This is a genomic window from Faecousia intestinalis (genome assembly GCF_040096185.1).
Classification (GTDB): Bacteria; Bacillota; Clostridia; order Oscillospirales; family Oscillospiraceae; genus JAZOXB01.
Window position 1 is genome coordinate 1 of record NZ_JBBMFF010000106.1, and the last position, 14,938, is coordinate 14,938.

Genomic DNA, 14,938 nt, shown 5'->3' on the forward strand with positions numbered 1-14,938 from the left:
GCTGAGGTTTCCCTCAGCGGCTCAAGATGCAATATGCAGGAATTAGTTCTCAGCAGTCTCGATGACGACGCCGGAACCGACGGTACGACCGCCTTCACGGATAGCGAAGCGGAGGCCCTTCTCGATAGCGATCGGGGTGATCAGCTCGACATCCATGTCGATGTTGTCGCCAGGCATGCACATCTCAACACCCTCGGGGAGGCTGATGATGCCGGTGACGTCGGTGGTACGGAAATAGAACTGCGGACGATAGTTGTTGAAGAACGGGGTATGACGGCCGCCTTCTTCCTTGGACAGGACATAGACCTGGCCACGGAACTTGGTGTGCGGATGGATGGAGCCCGGCTTGCAGAGGACCTGGCCACGCTCGATGCTCTTCTTGTCAACGCCGCGGAGCAGAGCGCCGATGTTGTCGCCGGCTTCTGCGTAGTCCAGCAGCTTGTGGAACATTTCGATATCGGTGACGACGGTGGACTTCTTCTCTTCCATCAGGCCAACGATCTCGACCGGCTCGTTCTTCTTGACGATACCGCGCTCGACACGACCGGTGGCGACGGTGCCGCGGCCGGAGATGGTGAAGACGTCCTCGACCGGCATCAGGAAGGGCATGTCAGCCTTGCGGTCCGGGGTCGGGATATAGTCGTCAACTGCGTCCATGAGCTCCTTGATGGAGGCATAGGCGGGGTCGTTGGGGTCGTTGCTCTCGCAAGTCAGAGCCTGCAGAGCGGAGCCCTTGATGATGGGGACATCGTCGCCCGGGAACTCGTAGTAAGACAGGGTCTCGCGGACTTCCATCTCGACGAGCTCGAGCAGCTCCTCGTCATCGACCTGATCGCACTTGTTCAGGTAAACAACGATAGCGGGAACGCCGACCTGACGGGCCAGCAGCAGGTGCTCCTTCGTCTGGGCCATGGGGCCGTCGGAAGCAGCGATAACCAGGATAGCGCCGTCCATCTGAGCAGCGCCGGTGATCATGTTCTTGATATAGTCGGCGTGGCCCGGGCAGTCGACGTGAGCATAGTGACGCTTCTCGGTCTCGTACTCAACGTGAGCGGTGTTGATTGTGATACCACGAGCCTTCTCTTCCGGAGCCTTATCGATGGAATCATAGGCCTCGAACTGAGCTCTGCCCTGGAGGGACAGCCACTTGGTGATGGCAGCGGTCAGCGTGGTCTTGCCGTGGTCAACATGGCCGATGGTGCCGATGTTAACATGAGGCTTAGTTCTTTCAAATTTCTGCTTTGCCATTGAAAAATCCTCCTGTTTGATTCGTAAATGGTAAAAACTTTATATTCGCTTACTTACACTATACACCAAAAGGTGTGCAATAGCAAGCATTTTTTACTTGGAGCTGCGTTTTTCTACGATTTCCTGCTGAATGGACTTCGGCAGTTCGACGTAGTGGCTCGGCTCCATGGAATACTGTCCACGGCCCTGCGTGCGGCTGCGGAGATCGGTTGCATAGCCGAACATCTGCGACAGAGGCACGTTGGCATCCACCTGCGTGGAGCCGTTTCTCGGGATCATGCCGAGGATGTTGCCGCGGCGGGCAGAGATATCGCCGATAACATCGCCCATATACTCTTCCGGCACGATTACGCTGACCTTCATGATCGGCTCGAGGATAACCGGCTGCGCCTTGCGGCAGGCCTCCTTGAAGGCCATGGAACCGGCGATCTTAAAGGCCATCTCAGAGGAGTCGACCTCATGGTAGGAGCCGTCATACAGCGTGACCTTAACGTCCACGACGGGATAGCCTGCCAGAACACCGGCCTGCATCGCGCCCTGGATACCGGCGTCGACCGCGGGAATGTATTCCTTCGGGATGGCGCCGCCGACAATGGCATTGATGAACTCATAGCCCTTGCCGGACTCGTTCGGCTCGAGCTTGATCTTGACGTGACCGTACTGGCCCTTACCGCCGGACTGACGGGCATACTTCATATCGACGTCTGCCTTGCCCTTCACGGTTTCCTTGTAAGCGACCTGCGGTGCGCCGACATTGGCCTCGACCTTGAACTCGCGCAGCAGGCGATCGACGATGATCTCCAGATGCAGCTCGCCCATACCGGCAATGATGGTCTGACCCGTCTCTTCGTCGGTGTAGGTCTTAAACGTCGGGTCCTCCTCGGCCAGCTTCATCAGGGCGATGCCCATCTTCTCCTGACCGGCCTTGGTCTTCGGCTCGATGGCCACGCGGATAACGGGCTCGGGGAATTCCATGGACTCGAGGATGATCGGATGCTTCTCATCGCAGAACGTGTCGCCGGTCGTGGTGTTCTTCACACCGACGGCGGCAGCGATATCGCCGGCATAGACCGTGTCGATATCCTCGCGGTGATTGGCGTGCATCTGCAGGATGCGGCCCAGGCGCTCGCGGGTGCCCTTCGTGGAGTTCAGAACGGTCGAGCCCTTGTCGAGGCTGCCGGAATAAACGCGGAAGAAGCACAGCTTGCCGACATACGGGTCGGTCGCGATCTTGAAGGCCAGAGCGGAGAACGGTGCGTTGTCGTCCGCCGGGCGGAAGTCCTCTTCGTCAGTCTTCGGGTTCACACCGGCGATGCCCTTCTTGTCGAGGGGAGACGGCATGAAGTCGACGATGGCGTCGAGCAATTCCTGAACGCCCTTGTTCTTATAAGAGGTGCCGCAGGTCACGGGCACCATCTGCACGGCGATGGTCGCCTTGCGGATGGCAGCGCGGATCATGTCCTCGGGCACTTCCTCACCGCTGAGGTAGAGCTCCATGATGGCGTCATCCTGATCGGAGACGGCATCGAGCAGCTTCTCGTGGTATTCCTGCGCAAGCTCGGTCAGGTCCTCGGGGATCTTCTCCTCGCGGACATCCTTGCCCAGCTCATCGTAGAAGACAAAGGCCTTCATGCGGATCAGGTCGACCACGCCGCGGAAATCGGACTCCGCACCAATGGGGAGCTGAATGGGGACGGCGTTACACTTCAGCCGTTCATGCATCATGTTGAGAACATTGTAGAAATTCGCGCCCATGATGTCCATCTTATTGATATACACCATGCGCGGGACATGATACTTGTCGGCCTGACGCCAGACGGTCTCCGTCTGGGGCTCCACGCCGCCCTTTGCGCACAGGACCGTCACAGCACCGTCGAGCACGCGCAGGGAACGCTCGACCTCAACCGTGAAGTCAACGTGGCCCGGGGTGTCGATGATGTTGATGCGGCAGTGACGCCAGAAGCAGGTCGTTGCAGCGGACGTGATGGTGATGCCGCGCTCCTGCTCCTGCTCCATCCAGTCCATGGTAGCCGTGCCCTCGTGGGTCTCACCGATCTTGTAGGTGCGGCCGGTGTAGAACAGGATACGCTCGGTCGTGGTGGTTTTGCCGGCGTCGATGTGCGCCATGATACCAATATTTCTTGTATTCTCAAGCGAGTATTTTCTCGGCATTGGGTAACTCCTTTGATTTGTTTACCAGCGGAAATGGGAGAATGCCTTGTTCGCTTCTGCCATCTTGTGGGTATCTTCGCGCTTCTTCACAGAGGCGCCGGTGTTGTTGCAGGCGTCCATGATCTCGCCGGCGAGGCGCTCTTTCATGGTCTTTTCGCTGCGCTTGCGGGAATAAGCAGTCAGCCAGCGCAGGCCGAGCGTCTGACGGCGCTCCGGGCGAACCTCCAGAGGAACCTGATAGGTTGCGCCGCCCACGCGGCGGGACTTGATTTCCAGGGAAGGCATGATGTTTTCCATTGCCTGCTGGAAAGCGTCCAGACCGTTCTTGCCGGTCTTGGTCTCGACGATCTGGAATGCGTCATAGACGACGCGCTGGGCAACGCCCTTCTTGCCGTCGAGCATGACGCTGTTGACGAGCTTAGTCACCAGAGTGGAATTATAGACAGGATCCGGAAGGACCTCTCTCTTGGGAACATTACCTCTTCTGGGCACTTCGCTTCCCTCCTTCATAAAAAAATGATTTCATAGGTACTTCAATAGCCCTTGCTACTGTTGGTGCCGTGCCAGAGATTCCCAAAAACGTATTTTCAAGAACATCATGGCAAGGCAGGATGCCTTGCGGCACGGGGAATTACTTCTTCTTGGCCTTCGGACGCTTCTGACCGTACTTGGAACGGGCCTGCATACGGCCATTCACACCCTGGGTATCGAGCGTACCGCGGATGATGTGGTAACGCACGCCGGGGAGGTCCTTGACACGGCCGCCGCGGATCAGAACGACGGAGTGCTCCTGCAGGTTGTGGCCGACGCCGGGGATATAAGCGGACACTTCGTAGCCGTTCGTCAGGCGGACACGCGCGATCTTACGCAGAGCGGAGTTCGGCTTCTTCGGGGTGGTGGTTCTGACTGCGGTGCAGACGCCTCTCTTCTGGGGAGAAGACAGGTCGGTGGCACGGTTCTTCAGGGTGTTGAGGCCCTTCTGCAGTGCAGGTGCGGTGGACTTGTAGGTCGCCTGCTCTCTGCCCTTTCTGACCAGCTGATTAAAAGTAGGCATGATGTTCTCCTTTCTTGCAAAAATCTGCTGCTTTGCAGCGTTTATCTTATCCCGGAATATCTGGAAATATTCCGCAGATAACGAGATCAGATGACCCCGGCAGCGGTAGCCGCCACGGAAATGCCGCAGGCCTGCCCGAGCTGACGGGCGGACGCAGCCGTCTCGACCGGGATACCGGCGAGCGTGCATGCCTCGCGGATGGGGTCAGTCAGCGCGGGATCCGCATCGTCCGCAAGGAAGACCTTGCGCACTCTGCCGTCGGCAAGTGCCCGGCGGAGCTGCTTGACTCCGACGATCCGCGCTGCATAGTTGAGTTCTTCGAGCACCGTTTTACACCTCCGGATTGCTCGGTTTGCATGCTCACGCAATCATGAATTATAGCAGAATGAAGCGAAATAGTCAATCTTTTTTGCACGTTTTGCCGGAATTTTTTCTGAAGTCCGGAGAAAATTCACTTTTCTTCCGTCTGTTCCGCGGGCTCTTCCACCATTTCGCCCAAAAACTCGCGCAATTCCGCGGCAATTTTGCACACCGGCGCATGGAGGCACGCCGGAAAATCGCAGTCCGCAGCACCGTCGTCCGTGTCGGCCATCACGACGCGCGACGCATCGAGCGCGCGGCAGTAGCCGGAAAAGCACTGTTCCATCCGATTTTTCTCCTTTCCCGCGCAGCCGTTTTCGATTCCCGCTTGTAAAAACCGGGCGGCTGCATTATAATAAAACCAGATCTGAGGATCTGATAAAAAGCATCGACAGACAGGAGGCGCGCCATGCTGGCACTCTGGATCCTGCTGGGGCTGTGTGCGTTCCTCGCACTGCTCCTGCTGCTTCCGCTGCATATCTATCTTGCCTTTACGCCGGAGGCGGGGTTTTCGTTTTACGCCCGCTATACGTTCCTGACCATCCGCCCGGACGGCGAGCCGAACGAAAAGCTCATGGAGCAGGTCTTCACGCTGCTCGGTCTGCGTGATGTCAGCAGCACGGCCAACGCGCGCAGCGCCGTTTCTGCCAAGGGTGCTGCCGCCACGCTGTGTGAGCTCGGCGCTGTGCTGCGCACCCTGCTCGGGCGCGTGTTCTGGCTGCTGCACCGCGGCACGTTCCGCCGCTTTTCCCTGCACATCGCCGTCGGCGCGGGCGATCCCGCCGATGCGGCGCTGGACTACGGCATGGTGTGCGCGGCGCTGTATCCCGTGCTCGGGCTGCTGCAGTCCGCTATCCGTTTCCGCAGGCCGGACGTCGCCGTGACCTGCACGGAGGAGCCGCAGACGAACGTCGAATTTTCCGCAAAATTCTCGCTTCGCGCTATTCTCATCGTGCGGGCCTTCTTCCATCTGCTGGCGGAGAATGTCCGCAATACCTTATAAATAAGGAGGAGCGTCATGAAAGAGCTTCTGAAAGTATTGGAATTCACCGCCGACCGCACGCAGGCCCTTGCGGATTCGCAGTCCGTTGCGGGCGAACCGCTGCACGTCGGCGACGACACGCTCATTCCCGTCAGCAGCATCTCCTGCGGCTTTGCAGGCGGCGGGAGTGATCTGCCCGCACGCACGCGCAATGATGCCGCCGCGGCAGGCAGCGGCGCAAGACTGGCAAAGACGCCGGTCGCCTTCCTGGCCGTGTGCGGGCAGGAGGTGCAGGTGCTGACGCTCGAGCAGCCCGCAAAGGAAGAAAAATCGCTGCTGGCGCAGCTTGCCCCGCTGGCCGAAAAGGTCCGGCAGGCCGCCGCGGAAAAGAAGGCGGCCAAGGCCGAAGAAACGCTTCCGGCAAAGACAGGAAAAAAGAAGTCTCGTTGACGCACCGGCCGCCTGCGCAGCGTATCAAAAGCCTCGCAGAGTTCGCTGCCCGCAGGCGGCGAAAAAAATAAGATCATTTTCTCCGGCGGCGTGTACGTCGGAGAAAATACCGCTCAGTCCGCCAGTGTGCAAATCGCCCGCCTTTGGCGGACGATTTGTGCGCGCAGCGGACTGCGATCTTTTTGTTGGGAAAGCCCAAAGGGCTTTCCCAACAGTCTTTTAGAGTCCAAGGCCCTTTTGTAAATTCACAACGAAGTCCTGCACATTCGTCACGATGCCGCGGGCGGACAGGCTGCCGCGGTCGGCCAGCTTGTTCACCACGAATTCCGACACATCGACGCAGTAGAAATACACCTGCCGCACCGTGCCGTCCGGCAGAACGCGGAACGAGGGCGTCATGTTGCCCGTGGCGATGGTGTGGAGCATCGTCGCCATGCTGATGACGGTCGTTGCGCTGCGGATCTGGTCGCGCATGGCGTTCTGCGCCGCATAGACGTCGCCGTAGACCGGAGGCAGCGGGCCGTCGTCGCGGATGGAGCCGCCGAGCACATAGGGAACGCCGCACTTTTCGCAGCTGTAGATGATGCCGTCGTGGATGTTTTCGTTTTGGATGAAATTTGCGATGCTGCCGTGATAGCGCACGCGGTTGATGGTGTCAAGATGATGATAGTGGCCGTTCGGCACGGAGCGCTGCGTGTAGATGTCCTGCCCGAGCGCCGTCTTAAGGTAGGCAGCCTCCAGATCGTGCGTGGCCAGCGCGTTGCCCGCCAGAATGGCGTGGACATAGCCGTTTTCGATCAGCTTGGCCATGGCCGCGCGGGCGTCATGGTCAAAGGCGAAGGCCGGGCCCATGACCCAGACGATCTTGCCGTGGTCACGCTCGTGGCGCAGCAGGTCATACAGCTCGTCATAATCGCGGGAGAAGGCCGTCTCACGCGAGCGGTTCTGGCGGAAGGCAAACGTCTCCTTTTCCTTCTCCTCCTCGCGGAAGCCGTTCGGGTGCACATAGATGCCGTCCGTGGCATCCTCGGTCCGGCCGGTGAACACCAGGTCGCCCTTGCGCAGCAGGCGGAACTCGCGGACGATAATGCGGCCGTTTTCATACACGGCAACGCAGTCCATGCGGCTTTCCTCTGCAAGGAGCCACTGGCCGTTCACCTTGAAATACTCGGGGAAAATGCTCATGGCGTGGTAATGCTCCGGCGCAACGCCGTCAAACGGGGCGGGCACGCAGACGGCATCCGGCGCGTTGTGGAAGCGCTGCTCGGAAAAATCAGGCGGAAAATAAGGTCTGAGCTGGAACATGGTCTTGTCCCCCTTGGTATTAGTAATTTGTTGCTCGGATGAGCATAGTATACCGGATTCCGCGGCAGGTTTCAAGAGGGCAAATCGCGGGCAGTTGCGAAGTCCGGCTTCCTGTGGTATACTAATTTGAAATGATTCGACAAAAACAGGGAGGTGCTGCGCATGGAGGCGCAAAAGGGAGGAAAGCGGCGGCTCGTGCTCGGCATTTTTGCTCAGGTGGACGCCGGGAAGACCACGCTTTCCGAGGCGCTGCTCTACAAGACCGGCGCGCTGCGCACGCTCGGCCGTGTTGACCGCGGCGACGCCCATCTCGACACGCACGAGCTGGAGCGGGCGCGCGGCATCACGATCTTTTCCAAGCAGGCGCGCTTTGAAACGGAGCGTCTCGCCGTCACCCTGCTCGACACGCCGGGCCATGCCGATTTTGCGCCGGAGGCCGAGCGCGTCATGCCCGTCATCGACTGCGCGCTGCTGCTCGTCAGCGGCACGGACGGCGTGCAGGGCCACACGCTGACGCTCTGGCGGCTGCTGCAGCACTACGGCGTGCCCGTCGTCCTGTTCTTCAATAAAATGGACCTGCCCGGCGCAGACCGCGCCGCCCTGCTGGCCGATGCGCGCACCGCGCTCAGCGACCGCTGTGCCGCGCTGGACGACGCCGAGTCCGTCGCCCTCAGCTCCGAAGCCCTGCTGGAGCACTTTCTGAACACCGGCGCATTGGATGACGCCCTTGCCGCCGACGCCGTGGCAAAGCGGGAGCTGTTTCCCTGCCTGTTCGGCTCGGCGCGGCAGCTTGACGGCATCGACGAGCTGCTGCGGGCGCTGGAGTGCCTTGCGCCCGTGCCTGTCTATCCCGCGGAGCTTTCGGCCCGCGTCTATCAGATCGCCCATGATCTGCAGGGCAATCGCCTGACGTTTCTGAAGGTCACGGGCGGCACGCTTGCCGTCCGCTCCGCCGTGCGCTGCCATCGCCCGGACGGCGAGCCGCTGGAGGCGAAGGTCACGCAGCTGCGCCTGTATTCCGGCGCGGAATTTGAAGCCGTGCAGCAGGTCCCGGCCGGAGACGTCTGCGCCGCGCTCGGCCTGAGCGGCCTGCTGGCCGGGGATACGCTCGGCGATGCCGCCCCGGACCGCGGCGCGGCGCTGGAGCCCGTGATGAGCTACTGCATCCGTCTGCCCGCCGACCTCGACCCGCAGCTGGCGCTGCCGAAGCTCCGCCTGCTCGAGGAGGAGGAGCCGCAGCTGCGCATGGTCTGGGACGCCCGCCTGCGCGAAATTCGCGTGCAGCTCATGGGCGCGGTGCAGCTGGAAATCCTGCAGAGCCTCATCCGCATGCGCTTCGGCTGGGACGTCACGTTCGACACCGGCCGCATCTCCTACCGCGAGACCATCGCCGCGCCCGTCGAGGGTGTCGGCCACTTTGAGCCGCTGCGGCATTATGCCGAAGTCCACCTGATCCTCGCTCCCCTGCCGCAGGGCAGCGGCCTCGTATTCGACACCGTCTGCAGCGAGGACGTGCTGGACCGGAACTGGCAGCGCCTCATCCTGACGCATCTGCAGGAAAAGCAGCACCTCGGCGTGCTGACCGGCTCCCCCGTCACGGACCTGCGCATCACGCTGGCCGCCGGGCGCGCCCATCTGAAGCACACAGAGGGCGGCGACTTCCGGCAGGCGACCTACCGCGCCGTGCGGCAGGGCCTGATGAAGGCCGAGAGCATCCTGCTTGAGCCGTATTACGCCTTCCGCCTGACCGTTCCGCCCGAGCAGATCGGCCGGGCCATTTCTGACATCCGCGCAAAGAGCGGCAGCTTTGATCCCCCGGTCGAAACGCCGGGCGGCACGCTGCTGCAGGGCCGCGCGCCCGTCTCCGAGCTTCGCGACTACGCGCGGGATGTGGCCGCCTATACCCGCGGCCGCGGGCGGCTGAGCTGCGAGGTCGCAGGCTATTTTCCCTGCCATAACACCGAAGCCGTCGTGGCTGCGCTGGCCTATGATCCGGCGGCCGACCTTGAAAATACGCCGGATTCCGTTTTCTGCTCCCACGGCGCGGGCATCACCATCCCGTGGGATCAGGTCGAGGAGAACATGCACCTTGAATCTGTCCTGCGGCCGAAGCCCGCAGCCGCGCCCGCCGCTGCGCCGCGCGTCCGCACACAGAACCTCGATCTGGACGAAAAGGAGCTGCAGCGCATCATCGAGCGGGAATTCGGCCCGCAGAAGACGCCGCTGTACCGGCCGCCCGCCGCCAAGGCCGAGGCAGCCGTCACCCTGCCGCCCCGCCGGAAAGAATACCTCATCGTAGACGGCTACAACATGATCTTTGCGTGGGACGGGCTGCGTGAGCAGGCGGGATATGATCTCAGCGGCGCTCGCGAGCGCCTGCTGGACCTTCTGAGCAATTACTGCGGCTTCCACCCCTGCGAACTCATCGTCGTGTTCGACAGCTACCGCGTCAGGGGCGGCACCGGCTCCCGCAGCAGCCACAATAATCTGCGCGTCGTCTACACGCAGGAGGATGAGAGCGCCGACCTCTATATCGAAACGCTCGTCGGCAAGATCGGCAAAAACTACGCCGTCCGCGTGGCGACGTCCGACGCCCTCATCCAGCTCTCCGCCCTGCGCAGCGGCGTGCTGCGCGTCTCCGCCGCAGAGCTGGAGCGCGAGCTCGAGCGGACGAACGGCGAGATCGCCGCCGTTCTGCGCCGTCTGCGCGAGGAAGCCCGCCACGCGGCCGGGCAGGAAAGCCCGCTGCGCGCCCTCGATCCAAAATCAAATCCCGACAAGGAGGAACCGATATGAAACAGATCACACTCGGCACGACCGGCATCACCGTTCCGCAGAACGCCTTTGGCGCACTTCCCATCCAGCGCGTGAGCGCGGACGAGGCCGTCCGCCTGCTCCGCCGCGCCCGCGAGGGCGGCATGCGCTTCTTCGACACGGCCCGCGCCTATACGGACAGCGAGGAAAAGCTCGGTCTTGCCTTCGGCGGGCACTGGGACGGCCTGTATGTCGCCACGAAGACCGCCGCCAAGACGCCCGAGGCCCTCCGGGCCGATCTGGAAACGTCGCTGCGCCTGCTGCAGCGCGACTACATTGATATCTACCAATTCCACATGGCCGGTCAGTGCTACCGTCCCGGTGACGGCACCGGCATGTACGAGGCCATGCTCGAGGCAAAGGCGCAGGGCAAGATCCGCCATATCGGCATCACGGCGCACAAGATCGGCGTTGCAGAGGACATCATCGCCTCCGGTCTCTATGAAACGCTGCAATATCCCTTCAGCTATCTCTCTACGCCGCGCGAGGCCGCGCTGGCCGAGAGCTGCCGCAAAGCGAACATGGGCCTGATCGCCATGAAAGCGCTGGCAGGCGGCCTCGTCACGAACGCCGACGCCGCCTTTGCCTACATCGCGCAGTATGACAACGTGCTTCCCATCTGGGGCATCCAGCGCCCGGAGGAGCTGGAGCAGTGGCTCGGCTTCTTCCGGACTCCCGCCTCGCTGACGCCGGAGCTGCGCAGCTTTATCGAGAAGGAGCGCGGCGAGCTGACCGGCGAATTCTGCCGCGGCTGCGGCTACTGCCTGCCCTGCCCGGCCGGGATCCAGATCAACCAGTGCGCGCGCATCTCCCTGATGATCCGCCGCGCGCCGTCCGAGAGCTGGCTGGCCCCCGCCATGCAGGCCGAAATGGAGAAGATCGAGCACTGCCTCGGCTGTGGCCAGTGCAAGAGCCGCTGTCCCTATGAGCTGGACACGCCCAATCTGCTCAAGCGCAATCTGGCGGACTACCGCCGCATTCTGGCGGGAGAGGTCAGCACGGGCTCCTATCTCCGCCCCGCACAGAAATAAACCGGCAGCCCCGAAAATTTGGTGGCGGCATGCCGAACATTTCGGCCGTTTTCCCGTCAAATCGTTGTACATCGGCGCGGAGACATCGAAAAATTCACAAAACCGCAAAACTTCCCATATTTACTCCGCATGCCGGATGTGCTAGAATGTAGGAAAAATGTCCAAAAGGAGGAATGCGCCATCAAACGCAACGAGACCGATCCCCGCGATCGGCAATATGAACCGGATCCTTCCGAGCAGGCGCAGAAACGCCGGAAAAAGGCGAAAAAACCGAACCGTGGTCTGCGTGTGGCCGCCGTGCTGCTGACGATCGTCCTGGCACTGGAGGGTCTTTACTGCTTTGTGGTCTTCACGGATATCCCGGCGATCAAATCGCTCCGTGAGGCCTATATTGAGACCGCCATGAACACGCTCTCCCATCAGTGGCTTGCCAAATGGTTCCTGCCTTCCTATATGATCGACGAGGTCGTGGCCCGTCAGGATCAGGCCCGCAAGGATCAGGAGGGCAAGATCAGTACCTGGGACAAGATCTCCGCCTCGGATGCCACAGACAAGAACGGTGAGACCGTCGCCCCGACGGAGCCGACGTCCCAGACGGACGAGGAGCGCTTCTATGAGCTGTTCTGGGAGCTGGACCGCATTTCGTTTGAGGACTACGTCAGCGCCCATCCCGATGTGACTGCCAACGGCTGGGACAACATCTATATCAATGAAGCCGGTCTGAATGACGACGGCACCGATATCTACACCGCCATGGGCGAGCGGGTGCTCGCCGTCGACGCAAAGAACAAGATCCTGCTCGTCCGCGTGGAGGGCAGCGGCTATCAGGGTGTGCTCGCCATCGCCAAGGACCCTTCGCAGCTGTATAACGCGCCTTCCGCCTATATCGGCAGCTGGGGCCAGCAGCTCGAGGCCATCGCCTCAGCGCACGACGCCGTGCTCGGCATGACGGGCAGCGGCTTTATCGATCCGGACGGCAACGGCTCCGGCGGTGAGCTCGCGGGCTATGCCATGTCGCAGGGTGAGAGCTACGGCGAGCACTATGTCGTCACCGGCTACAAGCGCGTCGAGCTGCGCGAGAGCAACCTGCTCTACGTCACGGACGCCTCCGCACCGGTCGCAGCCGACACGACGGACGCCGTGGAATTCTGGCCCGCCCTCGTTGTGGACGGTGAGCCCGCCGTGGAGAACTACGAGGCCTTCAACGGCATCCAGCCGCGCGCCTGCATCGGTCAGTCCGAGAAGAAGGAGATCCTCATGCTTGTCATCGAGGGGCGTATGCCGACCCGCTCCTACGGCACGACGATCGAGACCTGCACCGACATCCTCATGCGCCACAAGGCCTATCAGGCCCTGAATCTGGACGGCGGCACGAGCGCCGTTCTGTGGTACGACGGCGAGTATGTGACGAAGTGCTCCAACACCAGCATCACGTCCCGCATGCTGCCGAACGCCTGGCTCTACGGCGGCGATGGCGCAGGCCAATAATATTTTGGGTCCCATTCTGCTGCATGCCCCGCGCATGCAGCAGTTTTTTCGGCTTTTGTGGAATTTGTCCGGGGAAACCGTGCCGCATGGCGGCATTTTGTCCGGAAGCCTGTCGAAATCCACGTTGACATTCCGCAAGAATATCGGTATAATACGGTTAGAATCCGCGAGTTGCGTTTTGCTGCGGACTTCCCGCTGCCCGGCGGGAAAATCGTCATTTTTTTGCGCCTGCCCGCAGACGCAAGCAAACAATGGAAAGGATTTTTGCAATGATTTACACGACTGAAGTACAGCATATGTGCCCGGTTGCAAAGGGTGCATACCATGGCCCGGCGCCCATTCCTGAGGAAGGCAAGTGGGTCCAGGCGAAGGAGATCAGCGACATTTCCGGCTTTACGCATGGTGTCGGCTGGTGCGCGCCGCAGCAGGGCGCCTGCAAGCTCACCCTCAACGTGAAAAACGGCGTCATCGAGGAAGCTCTCGTCGAGACCATCGGCTGCTCCGGCATGACGCATTCCGCCGCTATGGCTTCTGAGATCCTCATCGGCAAGACCATCCTCGAAGCTCTGAACACCGACCTCGTCTGCGACGCCATCAACACCGCCATGCGTGAGCTGTTCCTGCAGATCGTCTACGGCCGCACCCAGAGCGCGTTCTCCGAGAACGGCCTGTCCGTCGGCGCTTCCATGGAAGACCTCGGCAAGGGCCTGCGCAGCCAGGTCGGCACGATGTTCGCCACGAAGGCGAAGGGCCCGCGCTATCTGGAGATGGCCGAGGGCTATGTCACCCGCGTCGCGCTCAACAAGCTCGACGAGATCGTCGGCTACGAATTCATCAACCTCGGCAAGATGATGGACTTCATCAAGAAGGGTGATGAGCCCGCCACGGCAATGGAGAAGGCCAAGGGTCACTACGGCCAGTTCGACAACGCCGCGAAGTACATCGACCCGCGTCAGGAATAAGAGGAGGAGCGCACCATGGCTTTGTTTGAAAGTTACGAAAGAAGAATCGACAAGATCAACGGCGTTCTTGCGCAGTATGGCATCGGCTCCGTCGAGGAGTGCCGCGAGCTGTGCAAGGCGAAGGGCTTCGATCCGTATGAGATCGTCAAGGGCATCCAGCCCATCTGCTTCGAGAACGCCTGCTGGGCTTACACCGTCGGCGCAGCCATCGCGCTGAAGTCCGGTGTCACCACCGCCGCCGAAGCCGCCAAGAAGATCGGCGAAGGCCTGCAGTCCTTCTGCATCGACGGCTCCGTCGCCGAAGACCGCAAGGTCGGCCTTGGCCACGGCAACCTCGGCGCCATGCTGCTGAGCGAGGAGTCCAAGTGCTTCGCGTTCCTGGCCGGTCATGAGTCCTTTGCCGCCGCCGAAGGCGCCATCGGCATCGTCCGCAACGCCAACAAGGCACGCAAGACCCCGCTGCGCGTCATTCTGAACGGCCTCGGCAAGGATGCCGCTCAGATCATCTCCCGCATCAACGGCTTCACCTATGTGCAGACGAAGTTCGACTACTACACCGGCGAGCTGAAGATCGTCAACGAGATCCGCTACTCCGAGGGCGAGCGCGCCGATGTCCGCTGCTACGGTGCTGACGACGTCCGCGAGGGCGTTGCCATCATGCATCACGAGGGTGTCGATGTCTCCATCACCGGCAATTCCACGAACCCGACCCGCTTCCAGCACCCGGTCGCAGGCACCTACAAGAAGGAGTGCATCGAGCAGGGCAAGAAGTACTTCTCCGTCGCTTCCGGCGGCGGCACGGGCCGTACGCTGCATCCGGATAACATGGCCGCCGGTCCCGCTTCCTACGGCATGACCGATACCATGGGCCGCATGCATTCCGATGCACAGTTTGCAGGTTCCTCCTCTGTCCCGGCTCACGTCGAGATGATGGGCTTCCTGGGCATGGGCAACAACCCCATGGTCGGTGCTACCGTCGCCGTCGCGGTTGCTGTCGAAGAGGCTCTCAAGAAGTAATTTGTTTCTTCCCCGCTCCCATGGGTAATGTGGCGAACCGCCACCGGCGGTTCGC

At 61.3% G+C, this 14,938-nt stretch carries 14 protein-coding genes; 7 read left to right on the plus strand and 7 right to left on the minus strand.

The window, feature by feature from the left end:
• Positions 1-42 precede the first annotated feature (42 nt).
• From tuf to WMO66_RS01880, 6 genes are all read right to left on the minus strand, one after another.
• Positions 43-1,248 (minus strand): elongation factor Tu, encoded by a 1,206-nt coding sequence (gene tuf / locus WMO66_RS01855; RefSeq protein WP_349134712.1) that lies wholly within the window; start codon positions 1,246-1,248, stop codon positions 43-45.
• A 93-nt stretch (positions 1,249-1,341) separates the two neighbouring features.
• Positions 1,342-3,420 (minus strand): elongation factor G, encoded by a 2,079-nt coding sequence (gene fusA, locus WMO66_RS01860; RefSeq protein WP_349134713.1) that lies wholly within the window; start codon positions 3,418-3,420, stop codon positions 1,342-1,344.
• A 21-nt stretch (positions 3,421-3,441) separates the two neighbouring features.
• Positions 3,442-3,912 carry a 30S ribosomal protein S7 gene (gene rpsG / locus WMO66_RS01865; protein ID WP_349134714.1) on the minus strand — a complete coding sequence of 157 codons (471 nt, stop codon included), beginning with the start codon at positions 3,910-3,912 and terminating at the stop codon, positions 3,442-3,444.
• A gap of 139 nt (positions 3,913-4,051) precedes the next feature.
• Positions 4,052-4,474: a 30S ribosomal protein S12 gene (rpsL, locus tag WMO66_RS01870; RefSeq protein WP_349134715.1), complete on the minus strand. Its 423-nt coding sequence runs from the start codon at positions 4,472-4,474 to the stop codon at positions 4,052-4,054.
• A gap of 86 nt (positions 4,475-4,560) precedes the next feature.
• Positions 4,561-4,800, minus strand: a complete 240-nt coding sequence (locus tag WMO66_RS01875; RefSeq protein ID WP_349134716.1) for a ribosomal L7Ae/L30e/S12e/Gadd45 family protein — start codon at positions 4,798-4,800, stop codon at positions 4,561-4,563.
• 125 nt (positions 4,801-4,925) lie between these two features.
• Positions 4,926-5,120, minus strand: a complete 195-nt coding sequence (locus tag WMO66_RS01880; protein WP_349134717.1) for a hypothetical protein — start codon at positions 5,118-5,120, stop codon at positions 4,926-4,928.
• 123 nt (positions 5,121-5,243) lie between these two features.
• Here WMO66_RS01880 and WMO66_RS01885 point away from each other — a divergent pair, with 123 nt between their 5' ends.
• Both WMO66_RS01885 and WMO66_RS01890 read left to right on the plus strand, forming a co-directional pair.
• On the plus strand, positions 5,244-5,837 hold the full coding sequence (locus WMO66_RS01885) for a DUF2953 domain-containing protein (RefSeq protein ID WP_349134718.1): 594 nt from the start codon (positions 5,244-5,246) through the stop codon (positions 5,835-5,837).
• A gap of 15 nt (positions 5,838-5,852) precedes the next feature.
• On the plus strand, positions 5,853-6,266 hold the full coding sequence (locus WMO66_RS01890) for a GerW family sporulation protein (RefSeq protein ID WP_349134719.1): 414 nt from the start codon (positions 5,853-5,855) through the stop codon (positions 6,264-6,266).
• 219 nt (positions 6,267-6,485) lie between these two features.
• Here the strand turns inward: WMO66_RS01890 and WMO66_RS01895 are convergent, their stop codons facing one another.
• Entirely contained in the window at positions 6,486-7,571 is a 1,086-nt protein-coding gene (locus WMO66_RS01895; RefSeq protein WP_349134720.1) for a putative NPN-dependent ornithine cyclodeaminase, read from the minus strand.
• Between the two features lie 162 nt (positions 7,572-7,733).
• On the opposite strand from WMO66_RS01895, the gene WMO66_RS01900 reads away from it, so the two are divergent.
• The 5 genes from WMO66_RS01900 to WMO66_RS01920 all read left to right on the plus strand — a co-directional run bounded on the left by WMO66_RS01900 (position 7,734) and on the right by WMO66_RS01920 (position 14,883).
• Positions 7,734-10,367: an NYN domain-containing protein gene (locus WMO66_RS01900; protein ID WP_349134721.1), complete on the plus strand. Its 2,634-nt coding sequence runs from the start codon at positions 7,734-7,736 to the stop codon at positions 10,365-10,367.
• Positions 10,364-11,416 (plus strand): aldo/keto reductase, encoded by a 1,053-nt coding sequence (locus WMO66_RS01905; RefSeq protein ID WP_349134722.1) that lies wholly within the window; start codon positions 10,364-10,366, stop codon positions 11,414-11,416. The genes WMO66_RS01900 and WMO66_RS01905 overlap by 4 nt, the downstream gene beginning before the upstream one ends.
• Before the next feature lie 138 nt (positions 11,417-11,554).
• Positions 11,555-12,904: a phosphodiester glycosidase family protein gene (locus WMO66_RS01910; RefSeq protein ID WP_349134723.1), complete on the plus strand. Its 1,350-nt coding sequence runs from the start codon at positions 11,555-11,557 to the stop codon at positions 12,902-12,904.
• Between the two features lie 269 nt (positions 12,905-13,173).
• A complete protein-coding gene (locus WMO66_RS01915; RefSeq protein ID WP_349134724.1) occupies positions 13,174-13,866 on the plus strand; it encodes an iron-sulfur cluster assembly scaffold protein in 693 nt (230 codons plus the stop codon).
• A gap of 15 nt (positions 13,867-13,881) precedes the next feature.
• Positions 13,882-14,883, plus strand: coding sequence for a GGGtGRT protein (locus tag WMO66_RS01920; protein ID WP_349134725.1), 1,002 nt, complete (start codon positions 13,882-13,884; stop codon positions 14,881-14,883).
• The last annotated feature ends 55 nt before the right edge of the window (positions 14,884-14,938 follow it).

Bases quoted from the DNA above. Each gene is read 5' to 3' on its own strand.
- tuf (WP_349134712.1), bottom strand. From the start codon at position 1,248: ATGGCAAAGCAGAAATTTGAAAGAACTAAGCCTCATGTTAACATCGGC.
- fusA (WP_349134713.1), bottom strand. From the start codon at position 3,420: ATGCCGAGAAAATACTCGCTTGAGAATACAAGAAATATTGGTATCATG.
- rpsL (WP_349134715.1), bottom strand. From the start codon at position 4,474: ATGCCTACTTTTAATCAGCTGGTCAGAAAGGGCAGAGAGCAGGCGACC.
- WMO66_RS01880 (WP_349134717.1), bottom strand. From the start codon at position 5,120: ATGGAACAGTGCTTTTCCGGCTACTGCCGCGCGCTCGATGCGTCGCGC.
- WMO66_RS01885 (WP_349134718.1), top strand. From the start codon at position 5,244: ATGCTGGCACTCTGGATCCTGCTGGGGCTGTGTGCGTTCCTCGCACTG.
- WMO66_RS01890 (WP_349134719.1), top strand. From the start codon at position 5,853: ATGAAAGAGCTTCTGAAAGTATTGGAATTCACCGCCGACCGCACGCAG.
- WMO66_RS01895 (WP_349134720.1), bottom strand. From the start codon at position 7,571: ATGTTCCAGCTCAGACCTTATTTTCCGCCTGATTTTTCCGAGCAGCGC.
- WMO66_RS01900 (WP_349134721.1), top strand. From the start codon at position 7,734: ATGGAGGCGCAAAAGGGAGGAAAGCGGCGGCTCGTGCTCGGCATTTTT.
- WMO66_RS01905 (WP_349134722.1), top strand. From the start codon at position 10,364: ATGAAACAGATCACACTCGGCACGACCGGCATCACCGTTCCGCAGAAC.
- WMO66_RS01915 (WP_349134724.1), top strand. From the start codon at position 13,174: ATGATTTACACGACTGAAGTACAGCATATGTGCCCGGTTGCAAAGGGT.
- WMO66_RS01920 (WP_349134725.1), top strand. From the start codon at position 13,882: ATGGCTTTGTTTGAAAGTTACGAAAGAAGAATCGACAAGATCAACGGC.